Below are 15,839 nucleotides of genomic sequence, written 5' to 3'. Positions count from 1 at the left end.
ATGCGCCGCCCCGTGGAGGAAGCATGTCCACGAGTGCTCTGCCGGCTCACGCCCGGGCCCATCTCAACGCCACCGAGCTGCACCTCGCCCGCGGTGGCCGGGCGGTCCTGAACGGCGTCGACCTGACCGTCTCACGCGGTGACCGGCTGGGGGTGGTGGGCGAGAACGGCCGGGGCAAGACCACGCTGCTGCGCGTGCTCGCCGGCTCCCTCGACCCCGACTCCGGCACGGTGCGCCGGGCCGGCACCATCGGCGTCGCCGACCAGGTGATCCCGGCCGGCGACGGTCGCACGGTCGGCGACCTGATCGACCTCGAACTGGCCCAGGTGCGCGCCGTGCTGGAAGCGCTGGAGTCCGCGACGCTCGCGCTCGTCGAGGGACGCCCCGGCGCGGACGAGGAGTACGCGGCCGCGCTGTCGGCCGCCGAGTCCATCGACGCCTGGGACGCCGGCCGCCGGGTCGACATCTCCCTCGACGCGCTCGGCGCGACGCACGACCGGGACCGCCCGCTGGCCGGCCTGTCCGTCGGCCAGCGCTACCGGATCCGGCTGGCCTGTCTGCTGGGCGCCGGCTACGACCTGCTGCTCCTGGACGAGCCGACCAACCACCTCGACGCCGGCGGCCTGGACCACCTGACCGACCGGCTGCGGGCCTACCCGGGCGGCGTGGTCCTGGTCAGCCACGACCGGGCGCTCCTGGCGGACGTCGTCACCGCGGTCCTCGACCTGGACCCGACCAGCGACGGCCGCCCCCGCGTGTACGGCGGCGGCTACGCCGGCTACCGGGAGGGCAGCCGCGCCGAGCGGGAGCGGTGGGAGACCGCCCACCGCGACCAGCTGGCCGAGCGCCGGCGCCTCGCGCAGGACCTGTCCGCCGCCCAGAACCGGCTGACCACCGGGTGGCGACCGGAGAAGGGCACGGGCAAGCACACCCGCGCGACCCGGGCGCCCGCCCTGGTGCGCGCCGTCCACCGGCGTCAGGAGGACCTGGAGGCGCACGTCCTCGACGTCCCCCCGCCGCCGCTGCGCTTCCAGCCCCCACGGCTGGGGTCCATGCCGGGGGCGGTGCTGCTGCGCGCCGACGAGGTCACCGTGCCCGGCAGGATCGACGTGCCCTGCTCGGTGCTGCTGCGCTCCGGCGACCGCCTGGTGGTGACGGGGGCCAACGGCTCGGGCAAGTCCACCCTGATCGGCGTGCTCGCCGGGGCACTGGCCCCCGCCACGGGCTCCGTGCAGCGCCATCGGAGCGCGCGGATCGGCCTGCTCACCCAGGAGTCGCCCCCGCCGTCCCGGCGGCGGGCCGTGGAGGTGTACGAGGCCGCGATCGGCAGGCTCGTCACCTCGGGCGCGCTGAAGGAGTCCGAGCAGGTCGGTCTCTCCCAGCTCGGCCTGCTGCCCGCGGAGGCCGCCCGGCGGCCGGTGACGGAGCTGTCGGTCGGCCAGCGGCGGCGGCTCGACCTGGCCGTCATGCTGGCCGCGCGCCCGCATGTCGTGCTCATGGACGAGCCGACCAACCATCTGTCGATGACCCTGGTCGAGGAGCTGACCGAGGCGCTGGGCGCGACCGCCGCGGCGGTGGTCCTGGCCACCCACGACCGGCAGCTGCTGCGGGACACCGAGGGCTGGCCGCGGCTACGGCTCTGATTGCGCCCTGGTCTCCCGTACCGGCTCGGCGGCGCGCTCGTCCTCGGCGGGGCGCGCCGCGTTCCTGGGCGGCAGGGCGGCGATCAGGAAGGGGATGACCAGGAAGGAGGACAGCGCCCACACGCCGTGGAACTGCCACCACCCCATCCCGGTGAACGGCTGGACACGCAGGTAGCCCGCCGCGGCCCAGGCACTGGCGGCGGTGATCGCCGGCCATGTGAGGCGGCGGGGGCGGGCGAGCAGGTAGGGCACCGGCCACAGCAGGTACTGGGCGCCGAGCCGGTACGTCAGGACGAGGAAGACGAGCAGCAGGACCAGCGTGAGGTCGATCGGATCGGCCTTGCGCCACCACCACGCGGCCGCGAGCAGCCCGGCGACCAGCACGAGCGTGCCGATCCGGCCGAGGCCGGCCGACACCGTCTGGTCGCCGCCCGTCACCAGGGCGGTCCAGCCCCAGTCGCCCACCACCGGGCGCGTCGACATGATGGCCCTGGCCAGGTCGACCAGCCCGGTGACCGGGGTGTCGAGGAACACCGAGCTGCTGAGCAGCCAGAGCCCGGGGACGGCCGCGGTCCAGCCGAGCACCACCAGGCGGCGCGTCCCGGCGACGGCGAGCACGACGCCGGGCACCAGCAGGACGGACCAGTTGGTGCAGGCCACCGACAGGCCCATGAGCACCCCGGCCCAATGGGCCCGGCCGGCCCTGGCGGCGACCAGGGCCGCCACCCCGAAGGCCAGGGTGAGCGGCGGGAACTGGCCGTGCAGGCCGCTGACCATGACGCCGAGCGGCACGCACGCGTACTGGAAGCCGCGCAGCGCCCCGCGCTCGCCGGCGAGCTTGGCCACCAGCGGGATCAGCGCCAGGTCGGCCAGGACGGGGACGATCCGCCCCGCCACGTTCCAGGAGAGCCCGAGCAGGTCGCCCAGCTCCTTCTGCCCGGCGAGCACGTAGGCGAGGAACGGCAGGAAGTGCCAGCCGCCGTCGCGCATGTGGGTGGTCGGGTTGCGCCCGGCGAGCACCTCGTCGGCCGCCTCGGAGAAGTCGACGGCGAAGTCGTACGGCTGGGCCGGGTCCTGCGCGGCCCACGCCATGGCGATGACGCGCAGCACGGCTCCGAGGGCCAGCGCCGCCCACAGCGGGGGCGACCAGCCGCGCCGCTGCGCGACCAGCGCGAGGACCAGGCCGGCCACCAGCGGAGGACCCACCACCAGAGCTGGGCTCACGCGTACTCCTCCAACTGCCTCACGGTCGGTCGCCAGGACGAGAGAGACCGTAGCCTACGCACCGAGTCCAAGGGTTTGCTGAGAATGGCCGCCCCGGGCCGGGAGCACGGCCGGTCCGCGCTCCGGATGCCGGTATCGTCGCTGGGACCCGAGGGAAAGGAATGCCAGGAGATGCCGGAGGTGACCGGAGCCCGGGTGCTCGTGACGGGCGGATCGGGGTTCATCGGAAGGCGGCTGGTGGCGGCGCTGCTCGGCGAAGGGGCCGAGGTGACCGTGGCCGACCTGCACCCCCACCCTGATCCCGGGGTCACGTCCGTCGTGGGCGACCTGCGCGATCCGGGGGTGCGCGAGCGGGCGGTGACCGCCGGGCTGGACGCGGTGGTCCATCTCGCCGCCGTCACGTCGGTGCTGCGGTCGGTGGAGGACCCGGCGGGGACGTACGCGACCAACGTCGAGGCCACGGCGGGGCTGCTGGAGCTCGCCAGGGAGCGGGCGGTGCCGCGGTTCCTGCTGGCGTCGACCAACGCGGTCACCGGCGACGTGGGCGGCGCCCGCATCACCGAGAGCCTGGCGCCGCGCCCGCTGACCCCGTACGGCGCGACCAAGGCCGCGGCGGAGATGCTGCTCAGCGCCTATTCCGGGGTCTACGGGATGCGCACGGTCGCGCTGCGGTTCGCCAACGTCTACGGGCCGGGCATGCTGCGCAAGGACAGTTTCGTCCCGAGGCTGATGAGAGCCGCCGCCGAGGGTAGAGGGGTCCAGGTGTACGGGGACGGGGGGCAGCTGCGCGACTACGTCCATGTCGACGACGTGGTCCAGGCCGTCCTGCTCGCCTGGCGCGTGGACCACGACGGTCCTCTGATCGTCGGGTCCGGCGTGTCGGTGAGCGTCAACGAGCTGATCGACGCCGCGCGGAAGGTGACCGGGGCGCCGATCCCGGTCGAGCGCGTGCCCGCGAAGCAGGGCGAGATGCCGGCCGTCGTGCTCGACGTCTCGGCGGCGCGGGCGATCGGATATCGGCCACGTCACGATGTGACCTCAGGAATGGCCACGGTGTGGCCGGACTTCGCGCCTTCTCGGCCAGAATCGGCTGCGGCGAAGAGCGACACAACGGAGGATGACGCATGACGAGCGCGGAGACGCCGCCGGACATCGACGCCGCCGCCGTGGCGGAGTTCACCGCCCAGTACGGCTCCGACCTGCCACCCGTCGCGATCGTCATCGCCGCGTACGACGAGGAGCGCAGCATCGGCGCGACGGTGAACGGCATCCCCGCCCTCGTCCACGGCCTGGAGACCGCGACCGTCGTGGTCGTCGACGGCGCCACCGACAGGACCGCGGCCGAGGCGCGCAAGGCCGGGGCCATGGTCTGCGACGTCCCGGTCAACCGCGGGCAGGGGGCGGCGCTGCGGCTCGGCTACCGGCTGGCGCGCGAGAGCGGCGCTCGTTACATCGTCACGACGGACGCCGACGGGCAGTACGATCCGGCCGACATCGAGCGGGTGCTCGCCCCGGTCGTCGACGGGCGGGCCGACTTCGCCACCGGCTCGCGGGTGCTCGGGCGGCAGGAGACCCACGACCGGGTCCGCCGCCTCGGCGTGCACGTGTTCGCCTGGCTGATCAGCCGTTTCACCGGGCAGCGGATCACCGACACCTCCTTCGGCCTGCGGGCCATGCGCGCGGAGGTGACCGGGGCGGTCACGCTCAAGCAGCCGCAGTACCAGTCGTCGGAGCTGCTGATCGGGGTGATCTCCCGGGGGTTCCGGGTGGTGGAGGTGCCGGCCACCATGCGGCTGCGCGCGGCCGGCACCACCAAGAAGGGCGGGAACCTCGTCTACGGCTACCGCTACTCGCGGGTCGTCGTCGGGACCTGGCTGCGCGAGCGCCGCCGCCCCGCTCCGCCCTCCTCGCCGGCGTCCGCCCGCTCCTCCTCCGAGCCGGTGCCGGCGAAGACGAAGTAGTGGAACAGGAAGAACTTCGCCACGAACAGCAGCCCGTAGATCCCCAGGAAGACGGCTCCCACGAACACCACGCGGGGGCCGTCCGTGGTGAAGATCTGATGTCCGATCCGGTCGGCCGCCGCGGTGCCCCAGGAGGCGATGCCCAGCCCCGCCACCGCGGTCAGCCAGTACGGGAGCAGCTCGCGCAGCGGCTTGGGCCGCCCGCGCACCTTCCAGGCCCATGACCGGTTGAGCACGTAGTTGACGATCGCGCCGAGCCCCCAGGCGACCACGGAGGCGGCCGAGGCGCTGAGGAGCCCCAGCCCGTACACCGTCAGCAGCGTGACCTCGCTGACCACGCCCGCCACGACCGACCCGATCGCGTAGCGCCCGAAGATGCGCGGGACCGCGCCCCGCAGGAGACGACGGAGCCTGTTCACGGCGTCGCGTGCCCCCGGCCGGCCGGCACCCGGAAGACGCCGAGGATCGACTGGCCGAACGGGATCGGCAGGACCCGGTCGAGGACCCGGGTGACCGGGACCAGGACCCGGTCGTACAGGCCGACGGCGCCCGCCTTGGGCGAGCCGGCCTTGCCCAGCCGTACCGCGGCCCACCAGGCGAGCCCGCCGAGCAGGTTGACCGGCCGGGCCAGCTCGACCTCCAGCCCGGCGCGCACCGCGGCGTCCCTGAGGGTGGCCGGGGTGTAGCGGCGGAAGTGCCCGACCTTGCGGTCGAAGTCGCCGTACAGGCTCTGGTAGGCGGGCACCCACAGGACCAGCGTGCCGCCGGGGACGACGGAGCGGGCCAGCAGGGTGAGGAGGGCCGCGTCGTCCTCGAAGTGCTCCAGCACGTTGATGGCGATCGCGGTCTCGACCGGCCGGTCCAGGGTGGCGCCGCAGGAGAGGTCGAACTGCGCCGCCTCGACCTCGCCGCGGCCGGCGAACCGGGCCTTCATCACCTTGACCGCGTCGGGGTCGACGTCGGTGACCACGAGCCGGTCCAGGCCGGTGAACTGGCTCGCGAACTCGCCGAGCCCGGCCCCCACCTCCAGCACGCTGCGTCCGCAGTGCGGGGCGATCAGGTCGAACTGGTAGCGGCGGTAGCGGGGCTTGTCGTGGCCGCCCTCCTCCCGCTCCGCGGTCCGGCCGGTGGCCCGCGCGAACGCGCCTTCCTCGGCGCTCACCGCCGGGTCTCGCCCTTCAGCGCGCCCCGCCAGTCGACCCTCGGCCGCATGGCGTCCAGGTCGACGCGGTCGGCGTAGCGCTTGGTCACGTCGAACAGCGACGTGATGAGGGTGTCGGAGAGCAGGTGGGGTTCGAGTCCGAGCTCGACCAGGCCGCTGTGGACCACGTTGTAGTAGTGCTCCTCCTTCTCGACCCGGGGGTTGGTGAGGTTGTCGACGACCACCTCGTCGGGGAAGCTGCGGGCGACGGTCTCGGCGATCTGCGCGACCGACAGCGACTCGGTCATCTGGTTGAACACCCGGAACTCGCCGCGCTCGGCCGGGTTCTCGCAGGCCAGCTGGACGCACCGGACGGTGTCGCGGATGTCGATGATGCCGCGCGTCTGGCCGCCGGTGCCGTACACGGTGAGGGGGTGGCCGAGCACCGCCTGGACGACGAACCGGTTGAGGACCGTGCCGAACACCGCGTCGTAGTCGAACCGGGTGGCGAGCCGGTCGTCGAGGCTGGTCTCCGGGGTCTGCTGGCCGTAGACGACGCCCTGGTTGAGGTCGGTCGCGCGCAGGCCCCAGATCCGGCAGGCGAACTCCATGTTGTGGCTGTCGTGCACCTTGGACAGGTGGTAGAACGAGCCGGGCCGCTTGGGGTAGAGCACCCGGTCCTTGCGCCCCTTGTGCTCGACCTCCAGCCAGCCCTCCTCGATGTCGATGTTGGGCGTGCCGTACTCGCCCATGGTGCCCAGCTTGACCAGGTGGATGTCCGGGTCGGTCTCGGCGATGGCGTAGAGCACGTTGAGCGTGCCGGCGACGTTGTTGACCTGCGTGTAGACCGCGTGCTTGCGGTCGATCATCGAGTAGGGGGCCGCGCGCTGCTCGGCGAAGTGGACCACCGCCTCAGGGCGGAAGTCGCGGATCATGTCGTAGGTGAAGTCCGCCTCTGTGAGATCACCGATGTACGACTGGATGGTCTTGCCGGTGAGCCGGTGCCACGTGGCGATCCTGGTGTGCAGGGATTCGATCGGCACCAGGCTTTCCACGCCGAGCTCGAAGTCGTACTGTCGCCGGACGAAGTTGTCGGCGACGGCGACCTCGTGCCCGCATTGAGAGAGGTGGAGCGCGGTGGGCCAACCAAGATAACCGTCACCGCCGAGGACCAAAATCCGCATTGACCTGACTTTCTGACTACTGTGCGACAAGGTCGGGGCACCTCCGTGCGCGTACGTGGTGTATCGCGCCGGATGTGTGAGTGTTCCCCCCGCTGTATTCATCACACTCGTACCACATGACCGATCCTCGCCTTCCCCTCTCGCGCGGGTTCACAGCAGGTTGACAGACGTGACAGGCGGCGGCCCGCCGCGGTACCGGGCGTCACACGTAGGGGCCTGATCCGCTTGACCAGGACGGGGCCTGCTGTCACCATTCTGCGAAACAGCGTTCCAACAAGCGGAACCGCAGCAACCCCCCAAGGTCGACGCCATGCGCCTCAAGTCCTGTATCGCCATAGGTACGTTCCTCGCCCTGACCGTGACCGCCTGCGGCGGTTCGGCGCCCGGAGGGGGCGCCCCCGACGCCGCCGACGCCTCAGGGACCATCAAGATAGGCTCCATCCACCCGCTCACCGGCGCGCTCGCCTTCGACGGGCAGCAGATGTCCAAGGCGGTCAAGCTCGCCGCCGAAGAGATCAACAACGCCGGCGGCATCAAGTCGCTCGGCGGCGCGAAGCTGGAGATCCTGGGCGCCGACAGCCAGGGCAAGCCGGAGGTCGGCCAGAGCGAGGCCCAGCGCCTCACCCAGGCGGGCGCCGTCGCGCTCGTCGGGCCCTACCAGAGCGCCGTCGCCGCCCAGGTCGCCACGGTCGCCGAGCGGAACAAGGTTCCGTTCGTCATCGACGTGGCCTCCGCCGACGACATCCTCAAGCAGGGCTATACCTATACCTTCCGGCTCCAGCCCTCCTCCGACACGCTCGGCCGGTACGGCGCCCGCTACCTCAAGGAGCTGGCCGACCGCACCGGCCAGAAGGTCACCAAGGTCGCCTACCTGCACGAGCAGACCGACTACGGCACCTCGACGTTCAAGTCGTTCAGCGACGAGGCCGCCAAGCTCGGCCTGGAGGTCGGCCCGCAGATCACCTACGACGCGCTCAAGGCCTCCGACCTGACCACCGAGCTCACCAAGGTCAAGGCCGCCGGGGTCGACGCGCTCGCCGTCACCGGCTACTACCGGGACGGCCTGCTGACCGCCAAGGCCATCGCGTCGGTCCAGCCCGAGGTGAAGATCGTCCTCGGCGTGTCGCACGGCGCCTTCAGCTCGCCGGTCTTCCCGCGTGACGGCGGAGCCGTCGCCGAGGGCATCTACGACTCCAACTTCAACTACGACGCCACCAAGCCGGAGTCGAAGGCGGTCCTGGACGCCTTCCAGGCCAAGCACGGCGAGGAACTCCGGTTCATCCCGTTCACCTCGTACGAGTGCGTCCGCCTGATCGCCGCCGCCCTGGAGAAGGCCGCCAGCCGCGACCCCGTGAAGATCCGTGAGGCGCTCGCCGGGATCTCGTTCGAGACGGTGCTGGCCTTCGACGGCCCGGTCGAGTTCGACGAGTCCGGTCAGAACAAGAACGCCACCCCGGTCGTCCTCCAGGTCCAGGACGGCAAGGTCGTCCCGGTGCACCCCGCGGCCAAGGCCGTGGCCGAGCCGAGGCCCGCCGCAGAGTGAACCGCACGATCTCCCGCGCCGGACTGGCCGCCGTCGTGGCGGCGGCCGTGATCGCCGGCGCCTGGGCCAGGTCCGGCAGCGGGACGGTCACCGCCCAGGCGGTGCTGACCGGCCTGCTGCTCGGCGGCGTGTACGCGCTGGTCGCGATGGGCCTCACGCTGATCTTCGGAGTGCTCGACATCGTGAACTTCGCCCACGGCGCGTTCATGACGCTGGGCATGTACGCCACCGCGCTGCTGGCGTCCAGCGCCGGGCTGAACCCCTATCTGACGCTGCTGGTGAGCGTGCCGCTGCTGTTCGGAGTCGGCTACGTGGTCCAGCGCCACATGGTGAGCCGGACGATGGGCGGCTCGCTCGCCGCGCAGCTCCTGCTGACGCTCGGCATCGCGATGCTGCTGGAGAACAGCCTGCTGCTGGCCTTCTCCGGCGACACCAGGACGGTCCCCGTCTCCTTCGACACCCCGCTGCGCGTCCTGGGCGCGGTGGCCGACCTCAGCCGGGTGCTGGCCTTCGTCGGCGCGATGAGCCTGGCCGGGGCGGTGTGGCTGCTGCTGACCAGGACGAGGCTGGGCACCGCGATCCGCGCGGTGGCCGCCAACCCGGAGGGCGCCTCGCTGGTGGGGCTCGACGTGCGGCGGCTGCACGCGCTGACGTTCGCCGCGGGCACCGCCTGCGCCGGCGCCGCCGGGACGCTCGTGACGCCGCTCGTCACCGTCGAGCCGACCGCGGGCGAGCTGTTCAACATCATCGGGTTCGTCGTCGTGGTCCTCGGCGGACTCGGCAGCGTTCCCGGAGCGGTGGCGGGCGGGCTGATCATCGGCCTGACCGAACAGCTCGGCGGCCTGTACCTGCCGGGTCAGAGCCCGCTGCTGGTGGTGTTCGGAGTGTTCGTGCTCGTCCTGCTCTGGCGTCCGCAGGGCCTGTTCGGGAGGCCCGCGTGACCAGAAGGCTCATCGTGCTCGCCGTGATCGGCGTGGCACTCGCCCCGCTGCCCCTGCTGCTGCCCGCCGCCCAGGAGGCGGTCGCCGTCCGCGCGCTGCTGTTCGCGATGATGGCCGTGGCCTGGAACCTCATGAGCGGGTTCGGCGGCCTGTTCAGCTTCGGGCACGCCGCCTACTTCGGGCTCGGCGCCTACACCACCGCGCTGCTGACCATCGAGCTGGGCCTCTCGCCGTGGATCGGCATGCTCGCCGGGATGGCGGTGGCCGCGGCGTTCGGCGCTCTCACCGGCTATCTGGCGGTCCGCTACCGGTTGAAGGGCGCGTACTTCGCCCTGGCCACCTTCGCCTTCGCCGAGATGCTCAGGCTGGCCGCGCTCAACTCCGAGCTCGTCGGCGGCGCGGTCGGCCTCACCCTGCCCGTCACCGGCGAGCAGGGCTGGTGGACGCTCCGGTTCGACGTCGGCGATCCCGCGTACTTCTGGGTCGCGCTGCTGCTCATGCTCGGCAGCGTCGCCACGGTGATCGTGCTGCTCAACTCGCGGGCGGGGCTGAACCTGCTGGCCGTGCGCGAGGACGAGACGGCCGCCGCGGCCGCCGGGGTCGCGGTCGTCCGGCACAAGATCATGGCCATCGGCGTGTCCGCCGCGCTCACGGCGGTGGCCGGCGGCTTCTACTCCGTCTACTACCTCTTCGTCAGCCCCGACCTCGCCTTCGGCGCGTCGGTGTCGATCCAGGCCATCCTGCCCGCGGTGATCGGCGGCGTCGGCACCGTGTGGGGCCCGCTCATCGGCGCCGCGGTGCTGGCCCCGCTCTCGGACATGGCCGCGACGCTCGTCCGCACCCCGCCGGAGTTCCTCGCCTTCCTGCAGGGCCGGAGCGGACTCGACGTGATCATGTACGCCGTCCTGCTGATCGTCGTGGTCCTGGCCATGCCTCGCGGGCTGTACGGCAGATTCGCCAGGAGGCCGCGATGATCCTGCGTCTGACGGACGTGAGCAAGGCGTTCGGCGGCCTGCGGGCGCTGGACGGGGTCACGTTCGAGGTCGAGCCGCGCACCGTCCACGCGGTCATCGGCCCCAACGGGGCGGGCAAGACCACGCTGTTCTCGGTGATCTCCGGTGAGCAGCGCCCGGACAGCGGCCGGATCGAGTTCGACGGCCAGGACGTCACCGCGCGTCCCACCCATCTGCGCGCCCGGGCGGGGCTGGTCCGCACGTTCCAACTCACCCGGCCCTTCGCCGCCCTGTCGGTCCTCGACAACGTGGCCGTGGCCGCCGGTGCGCACCTGCGTACCCGCAAGGAGGCCGTCGCCGCCGCGACCGAGGCGATCGAGCGGGTCGGGCTCGGCGCCTACCTGGAGCGGCCCGCGGGCGAGCTGCCCGCGGCCGCGCGCAAGCAGCTGGAGCTGGCCAGGGCGCTCGCTCTCCGGCCGAAGGTGCTGCTGCTGGACGAGGTGCTGGCCGGGCTCACGGCGTCGGAACGCGAACCGTTGGTCACCCTGCTGGCCGACCTGCGCGCGGAAGGCATGACGCTGGTCCTGGTGGAGCACGTCATGCCGGCCGTGATGCGGCTCGCCGACCGGGTGCTCGTCCTGGAACGCGGGAGCGTGCTCGCCGAGGGCGAGCCCGCGGCCATCGCCCGCGACCCCCGCGTCATCGCCGCCTACCTGGGAGAGAACTCCGATGATGCTCTCGCTTGACGGCATCGAGGCCGGATACGGCGGCCTGCGGGTGCTCCACGGCCTGTCGCTGGAGGTGGCCGCCGGGGAACTCGTCGCCCTCGTCGGGGCCAACGGCGCCGGCAAGTCCACGACGCTCCGGGTCGCCTCCGGGCTGCTCCGGCCGTCCGCCGGCCGGGTGGTGTTCGACGGGGAGGAACTGACCGGCCTGCCCGGCCACGCGGTGGTGCGGCGCGGCCTGGTCCAGGTGCCCGAGGGCCGGGCGCTGTTCGGCCCGCTCACCGTGGCGGAGAACCTCGCCATGGGCGCCTTCCACACCGGTGAGCCCGCCGACCGGGTGCTGGAGCTGTTCCCGAGGCTCGCCGAACGGCTGGACCAGCGCGCCGACACCATGAGCGGCGGCGAGCAGCAGATGCTGGCCATCGGGCGGGCGCTGATGACCCGGCCGAGGCTGCTCATGCTCGACGAGCCGTCGGTGGGCCTGGCGCCCCTCATGGTCCGCGCCGTCTTCGACGCGCTCGGGCGCATCCGCGAGAGCGGCGTCGCGATCCTGCTCGTCGAGCAGAACGCGGCCCAGGCGCTGGCGCTCGCGGACCGCGCGTACGTCCTGGAGAACGGGGTCATCACGCTGTCCGGCACCGACCTGGCCGGCGACGAACGGGTGCGCCGGGCCTACCTGGGCCTCTGAGCCCGGGGCGGGCCCGGCCGTTCCCCGTCCACGTCCGGGCGCCCGTGCTTAACTGAGGCCGTGCGTGTTCTCCTCGTGGAAGACGATGACCGGTTGGCCTCGGCGCTGACCACCGCACTCCAACGGCACGGGAACGTCGTCCAGCGCGTCGCCCAGGCCAACGGCTGTCTCCGCCTCGCCGGCGAGAACGACTTCGTGCTCCTGGACCTGGGCCTGCCCGACATGGACGGCATGGAGGTGCTGCGGCAGTTGCGCCGCGCGTCGGCCGTCCCGGTCATCGTGCTCACCGCCCGCTCGGGCGAGCGCGACGTCCTGCGCGGCCTGCGCGGCGGGGCGGACGACTACCTGGTCAAGCCGTTCCGCACGGCCGAGCTGCTGGCGCGCATGGAGGCGGTCGTCCGCCGCGGCACCCGCCCGCTGCCGCCAGGCACCCAGGTGGTCGAGGTCGGCGACGTGCGCATCGACCTGGCCGCGCGGCGGGTGAGCGTGGCGGGCGAGCCGATCTCGCTGACCCGGCGCGAGTTCGAGGTCCTGGCGCTGCTGGCCCGCCGGCCCGGCGTGGTGCGCAGCCGTGAGGAGATCCTCGACGAGGTGTGGGGCGACCCGTTCCTGTCGGCCTCGCGCTCCCTCGACGTGCACGTGGCGTGCCTGCGTGCCAAGACCGGCCGCCCCGAGCTGGTGGAGACCCTGCGCGGCACCGGTTACCGCCTGGGCGTGCGGTGAGACGCAGGCTGGTCGGCACCTTCACGACTCTGATCGTCCTCATGATCGCGTCACTGGCGGTGCCCCTCGGTCTCGCCTACTCCACCCACCGCACCAACCGGGTCCTCCTCGACCGGCGGGCCGACAGCCACCGCATCACCGAGCTGGCCGACTCCGCGATCCGCCTGGGCGACCACCGGGTCCTGGTCGAGGAGATCAACCGCTACACCGACCTGTACGGCGCCGCCGTCGAGGTCCTCGACCGCGAGGGCAACCTCCTGGCCAGGGCCGGGACCCTGGTCGCCGGTGACCGCGAGGCGGTCAGGGTGGCCCTGTCCGGCAGGATGACCGAGAGCCTGCCTCCCATCACCCCCTTCGGCCCGAGCACCGTGCTCATCGCGCAGCCGGTCGGCAGCGGCTCGCAGCTGTCCGGCGTCACGCTCCTGCGCGCCCCGGCCACCCAGGCCGTGCGTGATGTGACCGTGGTGTGGGGCGCGCTCGCCCTGGCCGCGATGGTCTCCCTCGGGTACGGCGTGCTGGCGGCCAGACGCCTCACCCGGTGGATCATGCGTCCGGTGATCGAGCTCGACCGGATGACGCAGGCCATCGCCGAGGGCAGGCACGACACCCACGCCGTGCCGGAGGCCGGCCCTTCCGAGCTGCGCGAGCTGCAGGAGCGCTTCAACGCGATGGGCGACGCGGTCGCCGCCGCGATGGAGCGGCAGCGGGCGTTCGTGGCCGACGCCTCGCATGAGCTGCGCACCCCGCTGACCGGGCTGATCCTGCGGATCGAGAACCTGGAGCCGTACCTGGCGGACGCGGGCAAGGAGGAGTACGAGGAGGCGCTGGCCGAGGCGTCACGCCTGGCCCACCTGGTGGACGACCTGCTCGCGCTGGCCAGGACCGAGGCCGACGGCGTGGTGAGCAAGACCGACGTGGCCGCCCAGCTCGCCGACCGGCTGAGGACGTGGCGCGAGGTGTACGCGGCCCAGCGGCTCGACCTGGTCGCCGACCTGCCGCCGTCCTGGACGGGACCGGCGGCCATGATCAGGATCGCCGACATCGCGCTCGACAACGCGCACAAGTTCGTGCCGGAAGGCGGGCGCGTGTCGGTGACGCTGCGCGACGGCACGCTCCGCGTCGAGGACGACGGGCCGGGGCTGAACGCCAGGGAGCGCGAGGAGGCGCTGGGCCGGTTCTGGCGGTCGGCCGAGCACGTCAACGTGCCGGGCAGCGGGCTCGGGCTGGCGATCGCCGCCGAACTGGCCCGGCTCAGCGGCGGCACGCTGCGCCTGCTGCCCGCCGAGCCGCACGGCCTGGTCGTGGAGTTCGCCCAGGCCAGGCCGGTGGCCGCTCAGCCGTAGTCGGCACGGTAGTAGCGGGCGGCGCCCTCGTGCAGCGGCACCACACCAGTGGTGATCGCGTACCGCTTGACCAGGACCATGCCCGGCGCGTCGGGCGCGCCCAGCCTGTCGCGGCTCTCGAACAGGATCCTGGTCACGTCGAAGGCGACGTCCTCGGGCAGCCCGGCGCGGCAGACCAGGTAGCTCGGCGTGCCCACGGTCTGGACAGGCCGCGTCGCGCCGTACACGCCGGTGGGCACCAGGGCGATCTCGTAGAAGGGGCCGTACGCCCGGCGCAGAGGGAGCACCACCTCGTCCAGGGGCACCAGGCGCAGGCCGCGCCGGGTGGCCACGGCGGGGGTGGGGACGCCGCCCGACCAGAACAGCGCGTCGATCGCCCCCCGTTCCAGCGCCTTGAGCGAGCCGTCGAGGTCGAAGCCGCTCTTGGTGACCCGCAGCCGCAGGACCTCCAGCACCCTGAGCGCGGTCAGGTGCGTCCCCGAGCCCTCGGGACCGACGGAGACGCGCTTGCCGGCCAGGTCGCGCACCGTGGTGATGGGCGAGGCGGCCGGCACGACCAGATGCATGTAGTTCAGGTAGATCCGGGCCACGGCCGAGACGGCGCGGGGCCGCCGGCGCACGAAGAAGTCGGCGCTGTCGGCCAGCGCGAGCCCGAGGTCGGCCCGGTCGTCGGCGAGGCTGGTGAGGTTCTCGATGCTGCCCGTGCTCGGCATCGGCGTGGTCGGGAACCCCCGCCGGGTCAGCTCGGCGGCGAACCGGTTGCCGAGCGCCTCGTACAGCCCGCCCGCCGTCCCCGTCGCCAGCCTCAGCCGTCGCGTGGCGGGCGGCCCGCTCACGCAGCCGGACACCCCGAGCAACCCCAGCGTCACCACGGCTCGGCGGGTCAAGGACACGCGCCTAGGCTGACACGCCGCCCGGCGTTTCGCCAGGGAGCGTTCAGGCCGCCAGGAAGCGCTCAGGCCGTCAGCCGCGAGCGCGGGGCGCGGACCGCTTCGAGGAGGCGCGGCGCGAGAGCCGCCGCCTGCGCGCGGATCTCGGGTACGGCGGTCGTCTCGTACAGGCGGCCACGCAGCAGCGGCCCCACGGCGAAGACCCGCTCACCCGGGCGGCCCGTGGCGTCCCGGACCGCGCCGTCCGGGCCCGCGTCCAGGCCGAGACCCAGAGCGTCGCGCCGGGCCGCCCCGGCGGAGACGAGACCGGCGAGGAAGGGGTCGGACGTCACGTCGGCGCCGGGCCCGGTGGCGTTGACCAGCCAGCCCACGTCGAGCTCGCGGACCGTGCCGTCCAGCTCGGCCCGGACCCGCAGACCGGCGCCGGCGGGCAGGGCCCCGGCCAGGCGGCCGCGCAGCAGGCGCAACCGGCCGGAGGCGAGCAGCTCGGCGAGCGCCGTCGCGGAGGCCGGTGGGACGCGGTGCCGGTGGATCTCCCAGTAGCGCGCCACCCGGTCCAGGAAGATCCGGCGTTCGCCGGGGGCGAGCCTGGTCCACAGCTCCTGGGTCCGCGGGCGCAGACCTTCCATGACGCCGTGCCAGTCCCCCGCGTTCGCCCGTACGGCCTGACGCACCACCCGCAGCAGGTCGGCGACCCGCAACGGCCCGTCGGGGAAGGTCACCGGGACGGGCGCCGCCGGGACGGGCGGATGGGCGCGCGGGAGCAGCCCACGCCGCGACAGCGCGTACACCACGGTGCCGGGATGGGCCCTGGTCACGGTGAGAGCCACGTCCACCATGGTCAGCCCGGTGCCCAGCACCAGCACGGGCGCGCCGTCGC

General features: G+C 73.1%; 16 protein-coding genes. 10 read left to right on the top strand and 6 right to left on the bottom strand.

Translation table 11 applies throughout. The features are described from left to right. Positions 1–23: 23 nt before the first annotated feature. On the top strand, positions 24–1,643 hold the full coding sequence (locus tag OUY22_RS09630; protein WP_270154486.1) for an ABC-F family ATP-binding cassette domain-containing protein: 1,620 nt from the start codon (positions 24–26) through the stop codon (positions 1,641–1,643). Here OUY22_RS09630 and OUY22_RS09625 read toward each other — a convergent pair. After that, positions 1,632–2,867 carry a hypothetical protein gene (locus tag OUY22_RS09625; RefSeq protein ID WP_270154485.1) on the bottom strand — a complete coding sequence of 412 codons (1,236 nt, stop codon included), beginning with the start codon at positions 2,865–2,867 and terminating at the stop codon, positions 1,632–1,634. The genes OUY22_RS09630 and OUY22_RS09625 overlap by 12 nt on opposite strands. 171 nt (positions 2,868–3,038) lie before the next feature. Between OUY22_RS09625 and OUY22_RS09620 the strand changes: the two genes are divergently transcribed. Beyond that, complete coding sequence (locus OUY22_RS09620; protein ID WP_270154484.1) at positions 3,039–3,995, top strand: NAD-dependent epimerase/dehydratase family protein; 957 nt, start codon at positions 3,039–3,041, stop codon at positions 3,993–3,995. Next, positions 3,992–4,828, top strand: coding sequence for a glycosyltransferase family 2 protein (locus OUY22_RS09615; protein WP_270154483.1), 837 nt, complete (start codon positions 3,992–3,994; stop codon positions 4,826–4,828). The genes OUY22_RS09620 and OUY22_RS09615 overlap by 4 nt, the downstream gene beginning before the upstream one ends. Here OUY22_RS09615 and OUY22_RS09610 read toward each other — a convergent pair. From OUY22_RS09610 to OUY22_RS09600, 3 genes are read right to left on the bottom strand one after another with little or no spacing between them, the layout of a single operon-like run. Continuing rightward, on the bottom strand, positions 4,714–5,247 hold the full coding sequence (locus tag OUY22_RS09610; protein ID WP_270154482.1) for a GtrA family protein: 534 nt from the start codon (positions 5,245–5,247) through the stop codon (positions 4,714–4,716). The two genes, OUY22_RS09615 and OUY22_RS09610, sit on opposite strands and share 115 nt — an antisense overlap. After that, complete coding sequence (locus OUY22_RS09605; protein ID WP_270154481.1) at positions 5,244–5,990, bottom strand: class I SAM-dependent methyltransferase; 747 nt, start codon at positions 5,988–5,990, stop codon at positions 5,244–5,246. The genes OUY22_RS09610 and OUY22_RS09605 overlap by 4 nt, the downstream gene beginning before the upstream one ends. Continuing rightward, positions 5,987–7,153, bottom strand: coding sequence for an NAD-dependent epimerase/dehydratase family protein (locus OUY22_RS09600; protein WP_270154480.1), 1,167 nt, complete (start codon positions 7,151–7,153; stop codon positions 5,987–5,989). Before OUY22_RS09600 ends, OUY22_RS09605 begins: the two co-directional genes overlap by 4 nt. 310 nt (positions 7,154–7,463) lie before the next feature. Here OUY22_RS09600 and OUY22_RS09595 point away from each other — a divergent pair, with 310 nt between their 5' ends. Genes OUY22_RS09595 through OUY22_RS09565 form a run of 7 tightly spaced genes read left to right on the top strand, consistent with a single transcriptional unit; the run spans position 7,464 to position 14,069 of the window. Further along, positions 7,464–8,696, top strand: coding sequence for an ABC transporter substrate-binding protein (locus OUY22_RS09595; RefSeq protein WP_270154479.1), 1,233 nt, complete (start codon positions 7,464–7,466; stop codon positions 8,694–8,696). Continuing rightward, entirely contained in the window at positions 8,693–9,637 is a 945-nt protein-coding gene (locus tag OUY22_RS09590; protein ID WP_270154478.1) for a branched-chain amino acid ABC transporter permease, read from the top strand. Before OUY22_RS09595 ends, OUY22_RS09590 begins: the two co-directional genes overlap by 4 nt. Then, a complete protein-coding gene (locus OUY22_RS09585) occupies positions 9,634–10,611 on the top strand; it encodes a branched-chain amino acid ABC transporter permease (protein WP_270154477.1) in 978 nt (325 codons plus the stop codon). The genes OUY22_RS09590 and OUY22_RS09585 overlap by 4 nt, the downstream gene beginning before the upstream one ends. Next, entirely contained in the window at positions 10,608–11,336 is a 729-nt protein-coding gene (locus OUY22_RS09580; RefSeq protein WP_270154476.1) for an ABC transporter ATP-binding protein, read from the top strand. Before OUY22_RS09585 ends, OUY22_RS09580 begins: the two co-directional genes overlap by 4 nt. After that, the gene (locus OUY22_RS09575; RefSeq protein WP_270154475.1) at positions 11,320–12,003 is read left to right on the top strand and encodes an ABC transporter ATP-binding protein; all 684 of its coding nucleotides are present in this window, start codon (positions 11,320–11,322) and stop codon (positions 12,001–12,003) included. Before OUY22_RS09580 ends, OUY22_RS09575 begins: the two co-directional genes overlap by 17 nt. 60 nt (positions 12,004–12,063) lie before the next feature. Continuing rightward, positions 12,064–12,726: a response regulator transcription factor gene (locus OUY22_RS09570; protein ID WP_270154474.1), complete on the top strand. Its 663-nt coding sequence runs from the start codon at positions 12,064–12,066 to the stop codon at positions 12,724–12,726. Positions 12,727–12,767: 41 nt separating this feature from the next. Then, a complete protein-coding gene (locus OUY22_RS09565; protein ID WP_270154473.1) occupies positions 12,768–14,069 on the top strand; it encodes a sensor histidine kinase in 1,302 nt (433 codons plus the stop codon). On the opposite strand, the gene OUY22_RS09560 is transcribed toward OUY22_RS09565, so the two are convergent. Together OUY22_RS09560 and OUY22_RS09555 are read right to left on the bottom strand one after the other, a co-directional pair. Continuing rightward, complete coding sequence (locus OUY22_RS09560) at positions 14,060–14,962, bottom strand: TAXI family TRAP transporter solute-binding subunit (protein WP_270154472.1); 903 nt, start codon at positions 14,960–14,962, stop codon at positions 14,060–14,062. The two genes, OUY22_RS09565 and OUY22_RS09560, sit on opposite strands and share 10 nt — an antisense overlap. Positions 14,963–15,024: 62 nt before the next feature. After that, positions 15,025–15,839 (bottom strand): FAD/NAD(P)-binding protein (locus OUY22_RS09555; protein ID WP_270154471.1); only part of this gene is annotated, 815 nt, incomplete at its 5' end.

The organism is Nonomuraea corallina (assembly GCF_027620315.1).
Taxonomy (GTDB): Bacteria; Actinomycetota; Actinomycetes; order Streptosporangiales; family Streptosporangiaceae; genus Nonomuraea; species Nonomuraea corallina.
This window is presented reverse-complemented; position numbering and strand designations above follow the sequence as displayed.